20 protein-coding genes are annotated in these 17,764 nt (G+C 32.7%); 19 read left to right on the forward strand and 1 reads right to left on the reverse strand.

Annotation, left to right across the window (positions count from 1 at the left end; translation table 11 throughout):
* The first annotated feature begins 8 nt into the window (after positions 1–8).
* The 14 genes from rplO (at position 9) to ctlX (ending at position 11,402) form a co-directional block, all read left to right on the forward strand.
* Complete coding sequence (rplO, locus tag ACHRVX_RS16840; RefSeq protein WP_017495009.1) at positions 9–461, forward strand: 50S ribosomal protein L15; 453 nt, start codon at positions 9–11, stop codon at positions 459–461.
* 13 nt (positions 462–474) lie between these two features.
* On the forward strand, positions 475–1,821 hold the full coding sequence (secY, locus tag ACHRVX_RS16845; RefSeq protein WP_065450858.1) for a preprotein translocase subunit SecY: 1,347 nt from the start codon (positions 475–477) through the stop codon (positions 1,819–1,821).
* Positions 1,822–1,828: 7 nt separating this feature from the next.
* Positions 1,829–2,044, forward strand: a complete 216-nt coding sequence (infA, locus tag ACHRVX_RS16850; RefSeq protein WP_007136545.1) for a translation initiation factor IF-1 — start codon at positions 1,829–1,831, stop codon at positions 2,042–2,044.
* 12 nt (positions 2,045–2,056) lie between these two features.
* Positions 2,057–2,173, forward strand: coding sequence for a type B 50S ribosomal protein L36 (gene ykgO / locus ACHRVX_RS16855; RefSeq protein ID WP_072945378.1), 117 nt, complete (start codon positions 2,057–2,059; stop codon positions 2,171–2,173).
* A 2-nt stretch (positions 2,174–2,175) separates the two neighbouring features.
* Positions 2,176–2,550, forward strand: a complete 375-nt coding sequence (rpsM, locus tag ACHRVX_RS16860; RefSeq protein ID WP_072960635.1) for a 30S ribosomal protein S13 — start codon at positions 2,176–2,178, stop codon at positions 2,548–2,550.
* A gap of 8 nt (positions 2,551–2,558) precedes the next feature.
* The gene (gene rpsK, locus ACHRVX_RS16865; protein WP_007803677.1) at positions 2,559–2,942 is read left to right on the forward strand and encodes a 30S ribosomal protein S11; all 384 of its coding nucleotides are present in this window, start codon (positions 2,559–2,561) and stop codon (positions 2,940–2,942) included.
* Between the two features lie 92 nt (positions 2,943–3,034).
* Entirely contained in the window at positions 3,035–3,640 is a 606-nt protein-coding gene (gene rpsD / locus ACHRVX_RS16870; RefSeq protein ID WP_026982953.1) for a 30S ribosomal protein S4, read from the forward strand.
* Between the two features lie 21 nt (positions 3,641–3,661).
* Complete coding sequence (locus tag ACHRVX_RS16875) at positions 3,662–4,654, forward strand: DNA-directed RNA polymerase subunit alpha (protein WP_026109818.1); 993 nt, start codon at positions 3,662–3,664, stop codon at positions 4,652–4,654.
* A 36-nt stretch (positions 4,655–4,690) separates the two neighbouring features.
* Entirely contained in the window at positions 4,691–5,179 is a 489-nt protein-coding gene (gene rplQ, locus ACHRVX_RS16880; RefSeq protein ID WP_395334255.1) for a 50S ribosomal protein L17, read from the forward strand.
* A gap of 249 nt (positions 5,180–5,428) precedes the next feature.
* Complete coding sequence (gene carA / locus ACHRVX_RS16885) at positions 5,429–6,547, forward strand: glutamine-hydrolyzing carbamoyl-phosphate synthase small subunit (RefSeq protein ID WP_395334256.1); 1,119 nt, start codon at positions 5,429–5,431, stop codon at positions 6,545–6,547.
* Between the two features lie 102 nt (positions 6,548–6,649).
* Positions 6,650–7,942: a phosphopyruvate hydratase gene (gene eno / locus ACHRVX_RS16890; protein ID WP_395334258.1), complete on the forward strand. Its 1,293-nt coding sequence runs from the start codon at positions 6,650–6,652 to the stop codon at positions 7,940–7,942.
* 155 nt (positions 7,943–8,097) lie between these two features.
* Entirely contained in the window at positions 8,098–9,375 is a 1,278-nt protein-coding gene (locus tag ACHRVX_RS16895; RefSeq protein ID WP_213300721.1) for a citrate synthase, read from the forward strand.
* A 64-nt stretch (positions 9,376–9,439) separates the two neighbouring features.
* Positions 9,440–10,354, forward strand: a complete 915-nt coding sequence (locus ACHRVX_RS16900) for a dimethylarginine dimethylaminohydrolase family protein (RefSeq protein WP_395334259.1) — start codon at positions 9,440–9,442, stop codon at positions 10,352–10,354.
* Between the two features lie 112 nt (positions 10,355–10,466).
* A complete protein-coding gene (gene ctlX, locus ACHRVX_RS16905) occupies positions 10,467–11,402 on the forward strand; it encodes a citrulline utilization hydrolase CtlX (RefSeq protein WP_395334260.1) in 936 nt (311 codons plus the stop codon).
* Between the two features lie 74 nt (positions 11,403–11,476).
* Here the strand turns inward: ctlX and ACHRVX_RS16910 are convergent, their stop codons facing one another.
* On the reverse strand, positions 11,477–12,106 hold the full coding sequence (locus tag ACHRVX_RS16910) for a MarC family NAAT transporter (protein ID WP_083694060.1): 630 nt from the start codon (positions 12,104–12,106) through the stop codon (positions 11,477–11,479).
* 151 nt (positions 12,107–12,257) lie between these two features.
* Here ACHRVX_RS16910 and ACHRVX_RS16915 point away from each other — a divergent pair, with 151 nt between their 5' ends.
* The 5 genes from ACHRVX_RS16915 to ACHRVX_RS16935 all read left to right on the forward strand — a co-directional run bounded on the left by ACHRVX_RS16915 (position 12,258) and on the right by ACHRVX_RS16935 (position 17,743).
* Positions 12,258–12,623, forward strand: a complete 366-nt coding sequence (locus tag ACHRVX_RS16915) for a CoA-binding protein (RefSeq protein ID WP_395334261.1) — start codon at positions 12,258–12,260, stop codon at positions 12,621–12,623.
* Positions 12,624–12,805: 182 nt separating this feature from the next.
* Positions 12,806–13,426: a recombination mediator RecR gene (recR, locus tag ACHRVX_RS16920; protein WP_395334262.1), complete on the forward strand. Its 621-nt coding sequence runs from the start codon at positions 12,806–12,808 to the stop codon at positions 13,424–13,426.
* Positions 13,427–13,496: 70 nt separating this feature from the next.
* Positions 13,497–14,285, forward strand: coding sequence for a polysaccharide biosynthesis/export family protein (locus tag ACHRVX_RS16925; protein WP_395334263.1), 789 nt, complete (start codon positions 13,497–13,499; stop codon positions 14,283–14,285).
* A gap of 15 nt (positions 14,286–14,300) precedes the next feature.
* The gene (locus tag ACHRVX_RS16930) at positions 14,301–16,751 is read left to right on the forward strand and encodes a polysaccharide biosynthesis tyrosine autokinase (RefSeq protein ID WP_395334264.1); all 2,451 of its coding nucleotides are present in this window, start codon (positions 14,301–14,303) and stop codon (positions 16,749–16,751) included.
* An 8-nt stretch (positions 16,752–16,759) separates the two neighbouring features.
* The gene (locus ACHRVX_RS16935) at positions 16,760–17,743 is read left to right on the forward strand and encodes an SDR family oxidoreductase (RefSeq protein WP_395334266.1); all 984 of its coding nucleotides are present in this window, start codon (positions 16,760–16,762) and stop codon (positions 17,741–17,743) included.
* The last annotated feature ends 21 nt before the right edge of the window (positions 17,744–17,764 follow it).

Raw genomic sequence — 17,764 nt, forward strand, 5'->3', positions numbered from 1 at the left:
ATACTGTTATGAATTTAAGTAACTTACAACCAGCTGAAGGGTCAACACACAATCAAAATAAAAGATTAGGTAGAGGAGAAGGTTCAGGAAAAGGTGGTACTTCTGCAAGAGGACACAAAGGAGCAAAATCTCGTTCTGGTTATTCTAAAAAGATTGGTTTTGAGGGAGGGCAAATGCCACTTCAAAGACGTGTACCTAAGTTTGGTTTCACAAACATCAATCGTAAAGAATACGAAGGTGTTAATTTAGATACGCTTCAATTATTAGTAGACAATGGTGTGATTACTGATTCTGTTTCTATGACAGATTTCGTAGCAAATCGTCTTGCTACCAAAAATGAAATCGTTAAGATTTTAGGTAGAGGAGAATTGAAAGCAAAATTAAAAGTAACTGCCCACAAATTTACTGCTACTGCAAAAGCTGCTATTGAAGCTGCTGGTGGAGAAGCTGTAACTATATAACTTATCTACTAAGATGAAGAAATTTATTGAATCAATAAGTAATGTTTGGAAAATCGAAGAACTGAAAAACAGAATCTTAATTACATTAGGATTGCTTTTAGTATATCGTTTTGGTGCACACGTAACGCTACCTGGAATTGACGCAACTCAATTAACAGGCTTAGCGGGACAAACTAAAAATGGTTTAGGGTCAATCCTAGACATGTTTACAGGAGGTGCTTTCTCTAAAGCTTCAGTTTTTGCTTTAGGTATTATGCCTTATATTTCTGCATCTATTGTTGTTCAGTTAATGGGAATTGCTATTCCTTATTTACAAAAACTTCAAAACGATGGAGAGAGTGGTAGAAAAAAGATTAATCAAATCACTCGTTGGTTGACTATAGCTATTACACTGGTTCAAGGTCCAACTTATATCTATAATTTATACAGAACGTTACCTGGAAGTGCATTCTTACTAGGCTTTAATTCACCTGAATTTTTGTTTTCGTCTGTTATTATCTTAGTTACTGGTACTATTTTTGCTATGTGGCTTGGGGAAAAAATTACAGATAAAGGTATTGGAAATGGAATTTCATTATTGATTATGGTTGGTATTTTGGCGCGTTTACCGCAAGCTTTTATTCAAGAGTTTACAACCAGAGTAACCAATAACAATGGTGGTCCAATGTTGTTAGTTATTGAAATTATTGTTTGGTTATTAGTAATCATTTCTTGTGTATTGCTTACAATGGCAGTACGTAGAATTCCTGTTCAATACGCGCGTCGTACAACAAGTGGGGATTACGAACAAGATTTGGCAGGTGGTAATAGACAATGGATTCCTCTTAAGCTGAATGCTTCTGGGGTTATGCCAATCATCTTTGCTCAGGCAATTATGTTTATACCTGCAGCTGTAGCTGGATTGTCTAAATCAGACACATCACAATCTATTGTTGGCGCGTTTAGTAATATGTTCGGATTTTGGTATAACTTTGTATTTGCAACTTTAATTATTGTATTTACTTTCTTTTATACTGCGATTACAGTTCCTACTAACAAGATGGCTGATGATTTGAAAAGAAGTGGTGGTTTTATTCCTGGCGTTCGTCCGGGAGCTGAAACTTCAGAATTTCTTGATAAAGTGATGTCTTTAATAACTTTCCCAGGATCTTTATTCCTTGCTTTGATTGCTGTGTTCCCAGCTATTGTTGTAAGTATTATGGATGTACAACAATCTTGGGCAATGTTTTTTGGAGGTACCTCGTTAATAATTATGGTTGGGGTTGCAATAGATACTATTCAACAAATCAACTCATACTTGTTAAACAAACATTATGATGGTTTAATGAAGACTGGTAAAAATAGAAAAGCAGTAGCTTAATTTTTATATGGCAAAACAATCAGCAATAGAACAAGACGGATCAATCATTGAAGCATTATCAAATGCGATGTTCCGTGTAGAGTTAGAAAATGGACATATCGTAATTGCTCATATTTCTGGAAAAATGCGTATGCATTACATCAAGTTATTACCTGGTGATAAAGTGAAACTAGAAATGAGTCCTTATGATTTGTCAAAAGCAAGAATTACTTATCGATATTAAAGGATATTCACTATGAAAGTTAGAGCATCAGTAAAAAAGAGAAGTCCCGAGTGCATCATTGTGCGTAGAAAAGGGAGATTGTACGTAATAAACAAAAAGAATCCTAGATTTAAACAAAGACAAGGATAATTATGGCAAGAATAGCAGGGGTAGATATCCCAAAAAATAAAAGAGGTGTTATAGCACTTACCTATATCTTTGGATTAGGAAGAAGTAGAGCTATTGAGATTTTAGAAAAAGCTCAAGTTAGCCAAGACAAAAAAGTTCAAGAGTGGAATGATGATGAGATCGGAGCGATTCGTGATGCTGTTTCATTTTACAAAATTGAAGGAGAATTACGTTCGGAAGTTTCTTTAAACATCAAACGTTTAATGGATATTGGTTGTTACAGAGGTATCCGTCATAGATCTGGTCTTCCGTTAAGAGGACAAAGAACTAAAAACAACTCTAGAACAAGAAAAGGTAAAAGAAAAACTGTTGCTAACAAGAAAAAAGCAACTAAATAATAAGTAATATGGCTAAAGCAACTGCAAAAAAACGTAAAGTTATCGTTGAATCAACGGGAGAAGCTCATATTTCTGCTACCTTCAATAACATCATTATTTCTTTGACAAACAAAAAAGGTGAAGTTATTTCTTGGTCTTCAGCTGGTAAAATGGGTTTTAGAGGTTCTAAAAAGAATACTCCATACGCAGCCCAAATGGCAGCAGAAGATTGTAGTAAAGTAGCTCTTGAAGCTGGACTTAAAAAAGTAAAAGTTTATGTAAAAGGACCAGGAAACGGACGTGAGTCTGCTATCCGTTCTATTCATAACGGTGGAATTGAAGTTACAGAGATTATCGATGTTACTCCAATGCCTCACAACGGATGTCGTCCTCCAAAAAGACGTAGAGTTTAATTTATTTAATATAGTATAACAAGGTAGAATATAGATTATCGAAGGATTTGACCTGAATTCATAATCTCTACCTTAAATTTAATTTTTTAGAAATGGCAAGATATACTGGTCCAAAAACTAGAATTGCTCGTAAATTTGGCGAAGCAATTTTCGGAGATGATAAATCTTTCGAAAAAAGAAATTACCCACCTGGACAACACGGGATGGCTAAAAAAAGAGGAAAAAAATCTGAGTACGCTGTTCAGTTAATGGAAAAGCAAAAAGCTAAATATTCTTATGGAATTTTAGAAAAACAATTCAGAAATTTATTCAAAAAAGCATCAGCTACTAAAGGTGTTACTGGTGAAGTTCTTTTACAATTATGTGAAGCAAGATTAGATAACGTTGTTTTTAGAATGGGTATTGCTCCTTCTAGAAGAGGTGCTAGACAATTAGTTTCTCACAGACACGTTACTGTAAATGGTGAAGTTGTAAATATCGCTTCTTACCACCTTAAACCTGGTGATAAAGTAGCAGTTCGTGAAAAATCTAAATCTTTAGAAGCTATTGAACGTTCTTTATCAAATTCAAGTCATGTTTACGAATGGATTACTTGGAACAATGATCTTAAAGAAGGAACTTTTGTTTCTGTACCTGCAAGACTTCAAATTCCAGAAAACATTAAAGAACAATTAATCGTAGAGTTGTACAACAAATAATAATTGACTTAGTCGAAATTTATGGCAATATTTAATTTTCAAAAGCCCGATAAAGTTATCATGATCGATTCAACCGATTTTGAAGGTAAATTCGAATTTAGACCTTTAGAACCTGGTTATGGATTGACAGTTGGTAATGCACTTAGAAGAGTTTTGCTTTCAGCATTAGAAGGTTATGCAATTACATCTGTTCGTATCGAAGGTGTAGATCATGAGTTTTCTACTATTTCAGGTGTTGTTGAAGATGTTACCGAAATTATCCTTAATCTAAAACAAGTACGTTTCAAACGTCAAATTGAAGATATCGATAATGAAGCAGTTACAATTTCTGTTTCTGGTAAAGATCAATTAACAGCAGGTGATTTTCAAAAATTTATTTCAGGTTTTCAAGTTTTGAATCCAGACCTTGTTATCTGTAATTTAGATTCTAAAATCAAATTGAACTTCGATTTAACAATCGAAAAAGGTAGAGGATATGTTCCTGCTGAGGAGAACAAAAAACAGAATGCTGCGATTGGTACCATTTTTACAGACTCTATTTTTACTCCGGTAAAAAATGTAAAATATGCAATTGAAAACTTCCGTGTTGAGCAAAAAACAGATTACGAAAAATTAGTTTTTGAAATTAAAACTGATGGATCAATTAATCCAAAAGATGCTCTTACTGAAGCTGCAAAAGTTTTAATTCACCACTTCATGTTATTTTCTGACGAAAGAATTACACTCGAGGCTGACGAAATTGCACAAACAGAATCGTATGATGAAGAGTCATTGCATATGAGACAATTGCTTAAAACTAAGCTTGTTGATATGGATTTATCTGTGAGAGCATTAAATTGCTTGAAAGCGGCTGAAGTTGATACACTTGGTGATTTAGTATCGTTCAATAAAAATGACCTAATGAAATTCCGTAATTTTGGTAAAAAATCTTTAACTGAGCTAGATGAACTTGTAGCTGTTAAAAATTTGACTTTCGGAATGGACTTAGCTAAATACAAATTAGATAAAGAATAATTCAATCCGCTGCGGCGGATTAAATTTAAAATAGCAATGAGACACGGAAAAAAATTCAATCACTTAAGCAGACAGACTGGACATAGAAAAGCTATGTTAGCTAATATGGCTTGTTCTCTTATTGAGCACAAACGTATTAACACTACTGTTGCTAAGGCTAAAGCGCTTAAACAATTCGTTGAGCCTTTAATCACAAAATCAAAAGAAGATACGACTCACAATCGTCGTATTGTTTTTGCTTACTTACGTAGTAAATATGCGGTAACTGACTTGTTCAGAGACGTAGCTGCTAAAGTTGGAGACCGTCCAGGTGGATACACTCGTATCATTAAAGTTGGAAATCGTTTGGGAGATAATGCTGATATGGCAATGATCGAACTTGTAGATTTCAATGAACTTTACAATGGTGGTAAAAAGGAAGTTAAAAAAGCTAAAAGCCGTCGTGGTGGTAAAGCAAAAAAAGCTGATGAGACTACTGAGGCTCCAGCTGCTGAATCAGAAACGACTACTGAAGCTTCTGAATAATTATGAAAGTAATGATTCTATAGAAATCAAGGATAAGCTAATTTTTAGTTTATCCTTTTTTTTTGGATTTTTTTTAAGGATTAAAATTTAACTTATTTAACTGTTAAGGTTTTATTTTTATGGATGAAATTTTTAAAAAATCTTGGAAGCACTCTTTTAAAGAAGTAAATTTGCAAAATATCTAATTACAAATGCAAATTAGCATCGCGAGTTTCATGAACAATTAAAAAAAACAATACAAATTATATAATGAAATACACTACACGACAAAGCGCCATTTTATTACTAAGTGATGGAACTATTTTTCACGGAAAATCGATCGGAATTAGCGGTAAAACTTTTGGTGAAGTTTGTTTTAATACAGGGATGACCGGATATCAGGAGATTTTTACTGATCCTTCTTATTTTGGTCAAATTATGGTTGCTACTAATCCTCACATTGGGAATTATGGTGTTAATGATTTAGAAGTTGAATCTGATAGTATCAAAATTGCTGGATTAGTTTGTAAAAACTTTAGTTTTAATTATTCTAGAGAGGATTCTTCCGGAAGTTTGGAAGATTACTTTATTAAGCAAAATTTGATATGTATTTCTGATGTTGATACTAGAGCATTAGTAAGCTATATTCGTGATAACGGGGCTATGAACGCAGTTATTTGCACGGATGGTACTTCAGTTGAAGATTTGAAAAAAGAATTGGCAAATGTGCCAAACATGGAAGGTTTAGAGTTGGCGTCAAAAGTTTCAACTACTGAACCTTATTTTTTTGGTGATGAAAATGCTACATATAAAATCTCTGCTTTGGATTTAGGAATCAAAAAAAATATCTTAAGAAACCTTGCGAAAAGAGATTGTTATATAAAAGTTTTTCCATACAATTCAACTTATAAAGACTTAGCTGCATTTAATCCTGATGGATATTTCTTGTCAAATGGTCCTGGGGATCCAGATCCGCTTTTTGGGGCAATTGAAGTTGCGAAAGGAATTATTGCAGATGATAAACCTTTATTTGGAATTTGCTTAGGGCATCAAATAATTGCTTTGGCAAATGGAGTTAAAACATATAAAATGTTTGGTGGACACAGGGGAATTAATCATCCTGTAAAAAACCTTCTGACAGGTAAAGGTGAAATTACTTCTCAAAATCATGGTTTTGCAGTAAAAAGGGAAGCTTTAAATGGTCATCCTGAGTTAGAACTCACTCACATACATTTAAATGATGACACTGTGGCTGGAATGCGTATGAAAAATAAAAATTGTTTTTCAGTTCAATATCATCCGGAAGCAAGTCCCGGACCACATGATTCGTCTTATTTATTCGATCAGTTTGTTGAGAATATAAAAGGCGCTTCTGCTAAAACGATGTAGTTAATAAAATAAAGGTATTTAATTGTTAAATGTGGTATTTAATATTAAATATTTTTATAATTTCGAAAAATATTTATAATTTATTAATAAAAAACAAAAATAATGAGTATTATAATAAAAGTTCACGCAAGACAAATTTTTGATTCCAGAGGTAATCCTACTATTGAAGTTGATGTAATTACTGAAAATGGAGTTTTAGGTAGAGCTGCTGTTCCATCTGGAGCATCAACCGGAGAACATGAAGCTGTTGAATTACGTGACGGAGGAAAAGCTTTTTTAGGAAAAGGAGTTTTGAATGCAGTGAACAATGTAAATACTGTTATTGCTGAAGAATTAGTTGGAACTTCTGTTTTTGAACAAAATACTATTGATCAGTTAATGATCGATTTAGACGGAACTCCAAATAAATCTAAATTAGGAGCTAATGCTATTTTAGGAGTTTCTTTAGCTGCTGCAAAAGCTGCTGCAAATGAACTAGGATTGCCTTTATACAGATATGTTGGTGGAGTTTCTGCTAATACATTACCTGTACCAATGATGAATATTATTAATGGAGGTTCTCACTCTGATGCTCCTATTGCATTTCAAGAGTTTATGATTTTCCCTGTAAAAGCAACTTCTTTCTCTCATGCTATGCAAATGGGAACTGAAATTTTCCACAGTTTGAAAAAAGTATTGCACGACAGAGGTTTAAGTACTGCTGTTGGTGACGAAGGTGGATTTGCTCCAAACCTGGCTGGTGGAACTGAAGATGCTTTAGATACAATTAAATTAGCTGTTGAAAAAGCTGGATATACTTTTGGTGACGAAATTATGATTGCTTTAGATTGTGCTGCTTCTGAATTTTATGTTAATGGTAAATACGATTATACTAAATTTGAAGGTGAAACTGGAAAAATCAGAACTTCTGAAGAACAAGCGGATTATTTAGCTGAACTTGCTGCTAAATATCCAATTATTTCTATTGAAGATGGTATGTACGAAGATGATTGGGATGGATGGAAATATTTAACTGAAAAAATTGGACATAAGGTACAATTAGTAGGTGATGATTTATTTGTTACTAATGTTGAACGTTTATCAACTGGAATTGAAAGAGGAATTGCTAACTCAATTTTAGTGAAAGTAAACCAAATTGGTACTTTAACTGAAACAATTGCGGCGGTTAATATGGCAAAAAATGCAGGTTATACTTCAGTAATGTCTCATCGTTCAGGAGAAACAGAGGATAACACTATTGCTGATTTAGCTGTAGCTTTAAATTGTGGTCAAATTAAAACAGGTTCTGCTTCTCGTTCTGATCGTATGGCAAAATACAATCAATTATTAAGAATTGAAGAAGAGCTGGGAAGTACTGCTTATTTCCCTGGATTAAACGCTTTCAAGATCAAATAATTGTAAGAGTTATATATTAAATTTAAACCATTCGTTTCTGCGAATGGTTTTTTTTTGGAGTTTTAACAAATTCATAGCAGGATTCTTTTTTTAATTAGTCTTAAATTCCTTAGATTTGATAAATTATTATTTTAAAGATTTATTTCCGATATATTATGTCAAAAATAGCTACATTAGAAGTAGATGGTCAAAAAATTGAACTTCCGGTAATAACAGGGAGCGAAAATGAGTCAGCTATCGATATTAACAAATTACGTGATTTAACTGGTATTATTACTATTGATCCTGGATATAAGAATTCTGGATCATGTAAAAGTGAAATCACCTTTTTAGACGGAGAATTAGGAATTTTACGTTACAGAGGATATTCAATCGAAGATTTAGCTGAAAAAGCGAACTTCTTAGAAGTATCTTATCTTTTGATTTTTGGTGAATTGCCAACCGCAGAAGAATTAGAGCAGTTCGAAAATGGTATTAAAAAACATACTTTGGTAAACGAAGAAATGAAAAATATCATTGACGGATTCCCGAAAACGGCTCATCCAATGGGAGTTTTGTCAGCTTTGACGAGTGCTCTAACTGCTTTTAATCCTAAAGCTGTAAACGTTGAAAATGAAAAAGAAATGTACGAAGCCATTTGTAAAACAATGGGTAAATTTCTTGTAATTGCAACTTGGACGTATAGAAAATCTATGGGTTATCCGTTAAATTATTACGATAACACAACAGGTTATGTAGATAACTTTATGCAATTAATGTTTAAATTGCCTACAGGACCTTATTCAGCAAATCCAGTTATTGTTGATGCATTAGATAAATTGTTTATTCTTCATGCAGATCATGAGCAAAATTGTTCTACATCTACTGTAAGAATGGTTGGTTCATCTCATGCTGGTTTATTTGCTTCAATTTCTGCAGGAGTTTCTGCTCTTTGGGGACCACTTCACGGAGGTGCAAATCAAGCTGTACTTGAAATGCTGGAAGAAATTAATAAAGACGGTGGTGATACAGATAAATTTTTGGCTAAAGCCAAAGATAAAAATGATCCTTTCCGTTTAATGGGATTTGGTCATAGAGTTTATAAAAACTTTGATCCGAGAGCAAGAATAATTAAAAAAGCAGCTAAAGAAGTATTAGAGACTTTAGGAGTTGAAGATCCTATTTTAGAAATTGCTAAAAAATTAGAAACGGCAGCTTTGGAAGATGATTATTTCAAATCAAGAAACTTATATCCAAACGTAGATTTTTATTCTGGAATCATCTACAGAGCATTAGGGATTCCGACAGATATGTTTACAGTAATGTTTGCTATTGGAAGATTACCAGGCTGGATTGCGCAATGGAAAGAAATGCGTGAGAATAAAGAACCAATTGGTCGACCAAGACAAATTTATACTGGGCATCCGCTGAGAGAATTTAAGTCAAACAAATAAAATATTTTAAAGCTTCACATAACTGTGAAGCTTTTTTTATCTTTGGCCAAAATATAATAAAGTTATGTTGCAATTAAATATAAAGAACGAAACGTCAAGATTGCATGCAGTGGTTTTGGGTTCTGCGGTTCATAATGGTCCAACTCCGTCTTTAGATGAAGCTTATGATCCTAAATCATTGGAACATATTAAAGCGGGAACATATCCAATCGAAAAAGATATGGTTGCTGAAATGGATGCTTTTAATGCTGTTTTTCAAAAATATGATGTTAAAGTATATCGTCCTGAAATGATTGAGAATTATAATCAGATTTTTGCGAGAGATATTGGATTTGTAATTGACGATACTTTTGTGAAGTCAAATATTCTTCCTGACAGAGAACGTGAATTGGATGCAATTCAATATATAATCGATCAAATTAATCCTTTAAAAGTAGTCCGTCCGCCAGAAGAAGTTCATATTGAAGGCGGAGATGTTATGCTTTGGAATGATTATATTTTCATTGGAACTTATAAAGGAAGTGATTATAAAGATTACATTACAGCAAGAACAAATATGCATGGTGTAAATTATATTAAAGAGTTATTTCCGAATAAAATTGTCAAAGAATTTGATTTGGTAAAATCAAAATTAGAAGCTCGTGACAATGCTTTGCACTTAGACTGTTGTTTTCAGCCTGTAGGGAAAGATAAAGGGATTATTTATAAAAGAGGTTTTCGCGAGGAGGCTGATTATTTGTATTTAGTCAATCTTTTTGGAAAAGAAAATTTATTCCATATTGAAAGAAATGAAATGTATAATATGTTTTCTAATGTGTTTTCTATTGATGAAAATGTAGTAGTTTCAGAGAAAAACTTTACAAGACTTAACAATTGGCTTCGTGCAAACGAATTTATAGTGGAAGAAATCCCTTATGGAGAAATTGCAAAGCAAGAAGGTTTATTGAGATGTTCGACTTTACCATTAATTAGAGACTAAAAAATAAAGTTTCAAGTTTCAGGTTTCAAGTTCTTTGCGAAACTTGAAACCTGACCCGAGAGCTTTGCTCGAACAGGCGAAGCAAACTTGCAACAAAAAAAATATAAAGAAAATGAAACAAACGACAAATGCAATTGTAATGATTCGACCGGTTGCTTTTAGAATGAATGAGCAAACGGCTGTAAATAATTATTATCAAAAAGTATTAGATGGTCTTTTGCCAAGTACGGTAAATGCAAAAGCACAGCAAGAATTTGATGTTTTTGTAGAGAAATTAAGAGCAGTTGGGGTCGATGTTACGGTTATCGATGATACTTTAGAAACAGATACTCCGGATAGTATTTTTCCCAACAATTGGGTTTCATTTCATGAAAATGGGGACGTAGCTCTCTATCCTATGTTTGCAGAAAATCGTCGTCAGGAGCGTCGCGAAGATATTTTAGACACTCTCGAAGACAAAGGTTTCGAAATTTCTAATATAATGGATTATACATCGGCAGAAGAAGATGGTTTTTTCCTTGAAGGAACGGGAAGTTTGCTTTTAGATCGTGCGAATGCAAAAGCATACTGCGCATTGTCGCCAAGAGCTGATGAAGAATTATTTATTGAATTCTGCGAAGATTTTGATTATGCTCCTGTCATTTTTGAAGCATTTCAAACTGTTGACGGAGAACGAAAATTAATCTACCACACCAATGTAATGATGTGTTTGGGTGAGACATTTGCTGTTATCTGTGTAGATTGCATAGATGATAAAAAAGAACGCAAAATGGTTTTAGATCACTTAAAAGCTGATAAAAAAGAGATTATTTTAATTACAGAAGCTCAGGTAAATAATTTTGCCGGAAATATGCTTGAAGTTCGTGGTGCTGATGATAAGAAATATCTAGTGATGAGTGCATCAGCACATCAGAGTTTAACTCCTAAACAAATTACTCAATTAGAAAATCATGCTGAAATTCTAAGTTCAAGTCTTGATACTATCGAAGCTTGCGGAGGTGGAAGTGCAAGATGTATGATGGCAGAAGTGTTTTTGCCAAGAAAATAACATTCATTTTAAAATATAAAAAGCGATAAAACTTTAAGTTTTATCGCTTTTTTACTTATAGATCTCAAATCAATCTACATCAAATTTCCTTTTACAATATTTATAATTGAGCTTACAATATATTGTATTCCGATAGAAATAACAATAAAACCAACAATTCTGGAGATTGCTACAATTCCTGATGCACCTAATATTCGCGCTAAATAATGTGCGCTTTTTAGAATGGCAAAAATTGCAACCGCAATAGCTAAAATAGCCAAAGAGGAAATAATTATTTCTTCCATTCCGTGGTGTTCCTGATAAAAAGCAATCAATAAAGAAATTGATCCCGGACCTGCTAACATAGGTATTGCTAATGGTGTTAAAGCGATATCGTTACGTTGTTGCGCATCAGTTTCAACCTTTTTGTTGATTCCGCGTTTTTTATTTATTTTTCCAGAAAGTAAAGAGAATCCGGAATTTACAATTACAATTCCTCCTGCAATCCTTAGAGCATCAATGCTAATGCCAAAAAAAGACAAAACATATTGACCAATAAAAAAGGATACAATCAAAATTATAAAAACGTTTATGGCAGTCCAAAGAGAAATTCTGGAACGTTCTTCTTGAGAGTCATGTTGTGTTAATCCAACAAAAATCGGAACTGTTCCGATTGGGTTTAATACGGAAAAAAGTGCCGCAAATAAATAAATGAATAAATCCATGCTGTTTTAGTTAATGTAGTAAAAATAGTTAATTTTTGATATTTCAAAGCAAATTCAGGTTAGTATATTATTTTTAATGTTATTATTTCTAAATCAATAACCTAAACTAACCTCATTCTTTTTGATTACTTTTGTAATATATTTGAAAATAATGAAAAATAAGAAAACTTTAGTTCTGGGTGCTACCACAAAACCAGATCGTTACGCTTTTAGAGCCATAAACATGTTAGTTGATAAAGGACATACTGTTTTAGCAATTGGTCAAAATACAGGAGAAGTTGCAGGTGTAAAAATCCATACCAAAGCCATTCCGGTTAAAAATATAGATACAGTAACTTTGTATTTAAATCCTACTCGTCAACGCGATTATTATAATTATATCATCGAGGCCCAGCCTAAGAGAGTAGTTTTTAATCCTGGTACAGAAAATCCTGAATTGTATCAATTGTTAGAATTGAATAATATCAAAGCAGAAGTTGCTTGTACTTTGGTTTTATTGGCCACTAATCAATATTAATTTTTTCAGGAGCTTTTTCCAGCTATCCACTATATCTTTTTCCTGGCTAAAGAAGCCAGAAAAAGGATGTCGTTTCTATCTGGGCTAGAAAGAACTTTTGTAGTTAGAATTAGTATCTCCATAAAACTGAATTTAGCTGCCCCAAAGCCTACTAAACCATTAAAAGTATTACTTTTGTCGTCATGGAATTTTCATCAAAATTAATAGAAAAAGCTGTCAACGAAATGTCGCAATTGCCTGGAATTGGTAAGCGTACCGCATTGCGATTGGTGTTGCATTTATTAAAACAGCCAAAAGAGCAAACCGGATTTTTATCTCAGGCATTATTGAATATGCGTGCAGATATAAAATTTTGCGAAAGTTGCCATAATATTTCAGATACTAAAGTTTGTGAAATCTGTGCAAATTTGGCAAGAAATCATCAGACTATTTGTGTTGTTGAAGACATTCGGGACGTTATGGCGATTGAAAATACTGGACAATATAAAGGAATTTATCATGTATTGGGGGGTAAAATTTCCCCAATAGAAGGAGTTGGTCCAAGTCAGTTGAATATTTCAACTTTGGTTGAAAAAGTAAAATCAGGAAAAGTAATTGAGATTATTTTTGCGTTAAGTTCTACAATGGAAGGGGATACAACAAATTTTTATATTTATAAACAAATTGCCGAATCTGAAATTGTAATTTCTACAATTGCCAGAGGTATTGCTGTTGGAGACGAATTAGAATATGCAGATGAAATCACACTTGGAAGAAGTATTTTGCATCGTGTTCCTTTCGAAAAAACTTTCAAAAATAATTAAATAGACCCTAAATAAACTTAGATTTTCTGAAGATTAAAGGAAAAGCTATATTTGCGATAAAATTTTAATAATGACAAAGAACGGCTTCTATATATTACTACTAATTAGTGCTTTATTTACATCGTGTATTCCTGTAAAAGATTTGGTGTATTTGCAGGATAAAAATAATTCTGGCGAACAAAATAATATTGCTGCAGTAGAATCAAAACCATACAGGTTGCAGGTAAATGATGTATTGAGTGTTGATATAAAAGCAATTGATCCTAAATTGGTTTCAATTTTTAATACAACTCAAAATGCTTCAACTGGTAAATCTGAGTCAGAGTTATATTTTAATGGTTTTACAGTTGATGATCACGGAAATATTAGAATGCCAATATTGGGCGAGATAAATGTTATAGGATATACTGTCGAAGAAGTTCGAGTTATAATTGAAAAAAAATTACTTGAAGAATATTTTAAAAGTGAGGCTAATATTTTTATTACTGTAAAACTAGCTGGTTTTAAATACACAATAAATGGTGAAGTAGGAAGTACCGGTACAAAGACGCTATTTCAGGAACATGTTAATATTATGGAAGCTGTTGCAAATGCCGGCGATATAACAATTACCGGAAATAGAAAAGCTGTAACTGTAGTTCGTCAATCACCAACAGGAATGCAAATGCATGACTTAGATTTAACCGATGTTAATGTAATGAAATCCCCCTATTATTACTTACAGCCAAACGATTATATCTATGTAAAGCCTCTTAAACAAAAAACATGGGGAACTGGTAAAACGGGGATAGAATCTATTAGTACGATTGTTACCATTCTGTCATTAGCTACAACCGTATTTTTGTTGCTTAAAAATTAAAACCAAATTCAAAATATGTTAGATATAAAAGATTTTTCCATTTTTGAAAATCATTCGAATTTTGATTTTAAGGGATTTCTGTTAAAAATTTTAAGTTACTGGAAATGGTTTCTGGCTAGTTTGATAATTGCATTTACAATTGCTTATCAGGTCAATATTCGTAAAGAAAAAATTTACGGAATGCAGACTATGATTTCTATTAAAGAGGAAAGTAATCCTTTTTTTACATCAAATACCAGTTTGGTTTTTAATTGGGGCGGAATATCTGATCAGGTTAATGGAATTTCTACAATATTACAATCCCGATCTCACAATGAATTAGTTGTGAGTAAATTGCAGTTTTATATTGATTATTTCGTACAAGGAAAATACAATTTAATTGATGCATATGGTGCTGTACCTTTTTATGTGAATATTGATAAATCAAAAGGACAGCTGGCAAACACATTAATAGGGATTAAATTCGTGAGCGAAAATGAATATCAAATTCGAATTCCTTTCGAAAATAATTCGGTTTCTTTGATAACATATTCTACTAATTCATATAGTACTACTGCAGTTCAGCCGACAGACTTATTTGTTAAGAAATTTAAAGTTGGCGAGCAGGTTGCTTTGCCATTTTTAAACTGGAAATTACAAATAAATGACAATCCGGGTTTGTACAAAGGGAACGAATATTTTGTAAAATTTAATGATTTTGACGGCACAGTTGCAGGTTATAGAGGTATAACTGTGGGATCTGATGATAAAGGAGGTTCGATATTAACATTAGGAATGCAGGGAACAAATAAAGCCAGAATGGTTGATTATTTGAATTCTACTGTAAAAATGTTAATTAAAATTCAGCTTGACGGAAAAAATCAATTTGCAACCAATACTATTAGGTTTATTGACAGCACTCTTGTAGCAATGGAGTCGCAATTAAAACAAACTGGGGGTGAATTAAAATCTTTTAGAAAGGATAAAAACATTTATGAAATTGAAGGTGGAGGATCTGTGGTTTCTGGAAAATTGATGGATTTTGATGTTAAGAAAGATGAAGTTACAAGAAAAATCGCCTATTACAATTCTTTAAAGTCTTACTTAAACAGTAGTGTAGATTATTCAAGATTGCCTGCGCCATCTGTTGCCGGAATTGAAGATCCAAACATTGTTGTTAATGTATCAAAACTTATAGCACTTTCTACACAAAGATCAGAAATGGCTTATGCAGTTAAGAGCGATAAGATTTTTAAAGATTTCGACAATCAAATGAGAGCCATCAAAGACGTTTTGCTGGAAAATATTGTCACTGCAAAATCATCTTTAATGTATGATTTGTCAATGGTAAATGCTAAAATAGGTGAGGCAGAAAGTACAGTAAAAAGACTTCCGGAAGAACAACAGGAATTGTTGAAAATCCAAAGGAAATACGATTTAAGTGATAATATTTATACTGAATTTCTTAAAAAGAGAAATGAAGCAGAAATTGTAAAAGCATCTAATTTATCTGATATTCATTTTATAGATTCTGCAAAAGATATTGGTGGAGGATTAATAGGCCCAAAAACTTCTGTAAATTATATATTAGCTTTATTCTTAGGAATGCTGGTTCCATTGTTGTTTATTTTTGGAATTTTCTTTATCAATAATTCGATTCAAAGTGCCGATGATATTAGTAAATTAACTCAAATACCATTAATAGGTGTGATTGGAGTTAATAAAAATTCATTGAATTTAGCAGTATTTGATAAGCCAAAATCTGCACTTTCTGAGGCTTTTAGAGCGATTCGCTCTTCATTGCAGTTTTTGTATAAAAAACAGCAATTAAGTGGGTCAAAGACTTTGATGATTACTTCGTCAATAAGTGGTGAGGGAAAAACGTTTTGTTCTATCAATATTGCTACGGTTTTCGCTTTAAGCGAAAAGAAAACTGTTATCATAGGGTTAGATTTGAGAAAACCAAGATTGGCTGATGAGTTCAATTTGAAAAATCAAATAGGAGTTGTAAATTATCTAATTAAACAAAATACTTTAGCAGAAATTACAAACTCGACAGAAATTCCTAATCTCGACGTTATTCTTTCCGGACCAATACCGCCAAATCCATCAGAGTTAATTTTGAGCGATGCAATGAATGAATTAATTATCGAGCTGAAAGGCAAATACGATTACATTATTCTGGATACTCCGCCAGTAGGATTAGTGTCAGATGCATTAGAACTCGCTCAATATGCTGATGTTACTCTTTATATAGTTAGACAAAATTATACCAAAAAGGATATGATTACAGTGCTAAATACAAGGGTAAAAAGAGGAGAATTATCGAATGCAAGTATTGTTTTAAATGGCTATGAGAATAAGGCAAAATACGGCACAGCTTATGGTTATGGATACGGTTACGGAGCTTATTCAAATGGATATCATGAAGAAGAGGAGAAATTTAGTTGGTGGAAAGGGATTTTGAATAAATTCAAAAAAAAATAATTTAGATAATGGAAGGATCAAATCAAAATACAATTTTAATCACTGGTGGAGCAGGTTTTATTGGTTCGAACTTATCTGATTTTTTTTTAGGTTTAGGACACAAAGTAATTTGTTTGGATAATTTTTCAACAGGGCATCATCATAATTTGAAAAATTTTCGGGATAATCCTAATTTTAAATTAATTGAAGGAGATATTCGAAATATTGAAGATTGTGTTTTAGCAGTTGAAGGTGTTGATTATGTTTTACATCAGGCTGCTTTAGGTTCTGTTCCAAGATCTATCAATGATCCAATTACAACAAATGATGTAAATGTTTCTGGTTTTTTGAATATGCTGGTAGCTTCTCGCGATGCAAAAATAAAGCGTTTTGTTTATGCTGCAAGTTCTTCTACATATGGAGATTCTGAAGGATTACCAAAAGTAGAGGACGTAATTGGTAAACCATTATCACCATATGCGATTACAAAATATGTAAATGAATTATATGCTGAAATTTTCAGTAGAACATATGGGTTAGAAACAATAGGGCTGCGTTATTTTAATGTCTTTGGAAGAAAGCAAGATCCTAATGGAGCTTATGCTGCTGTGATTCCAAAATTTGTTATGCAGTTAATGAAGTATGAAAGTCCTGTGATCAATGGTGATGGGAATTATTCCAGGGATTTTACATACATAGACAATGTGATTCAGATGAATGAGCTGGCAATGACAAGTCAAAATCCTGAAGCAATAAATACAGTTTATAATACCGCATTTGGTGATCGAAATACGTTAAACGATTTGGTCCGATATCTAAAAGAATATTTAGCGGAATTTGACTCGAAAATTGCTGATGTAGAAATTGTATATGGAGCAAACAGAGCTGGTGATATCCCTCATTCATTAGCAAGTATTGATAAAGCTAAAACAATATTAGGATATAATCCAAAATATTCTTTGCAAGAAGGATTAAAAGAAGCTGTAAATTGGTATTGGAATAATTTGAAATAAAATAAGGATCAAGATAATAGT

The sequence above is a fragment of the Flavobacterium sp. FlaQc-47 genome (assembly GCF_044006475.1).
Lineage (GTDB): Bacteria > Bacteroidota > Bacteroidia > Flavobacteriales > Flavobacteriaceae > Flavobacterium.